The sequence below is a fragment of the Nosocomiicoccus ampullae genome, from assembly GCF_001696685.1.
GTDB classification, from domain to species: domain Bacteria; phylum Bacillota; class Bacilli; order Staphylococcales; family Salinicoccaceae; genus Nosocomiicoccus; species Nosocomiicoccus ampullae_A.
Genome location: NZ_MBFG01000016.1, coordinates 6,237 through 6,687, shown reverse-complemented (window position 1 = coordinate 6,687; position 451 = coordinate 6,237). Strand labels below are relative to the sequence as shown.

General features: G+C 40.6%; 1 protein-coding gene. It reads left to right on the top strand.

Annotation, left to right across the window (positions count from 1 at the left end; translation table 11 throughout):
- Positions 1-451: YPDG domain-containing protein (locus tag BBS29_RS08395; protein ID WP_218836849.1), on the top strand; the 451-nt coding region annotated here is incomplete at both ends.

The window sequence follows — 451 nt, the reverse complement described above, 5'->3', positions numbered from 1 at the left end:
CTCAGTTTACAGTTCCGACAGATATTACTGAAAGAAAAATTTACACAGTGCAATTAGTAGTTAACGGAAACATTATTGCTGCAGACTCATTCGCAGCAGATCCAACTCCGAAACAAAATGAAGAATACGAGCCTGGATACGAAGATGGTAGTGGTAAACCAGGTGAAGATGTAACTGTAGAAGCACCAGAGTTCAAGGATAAAGATGGTAACCCAACAACAGCACCAGAAGGTACAACATTCACACCAGGTGAAAATGCACCAGATGGCGTTAAAGTTGATGAAGAAACAGGTGAAATCACAGTCACAATCCCTGAAGACGCAAAACCAGGTGACAAGATTACTGTACCGGTTGAAGTGACTTATCCAGATGGATCTAAAGATAATGTAGATGTAATAATCACAGTTGAAGAGCCAGAAGCTCCAACTCCGAAACAAAATGAAGAATACGA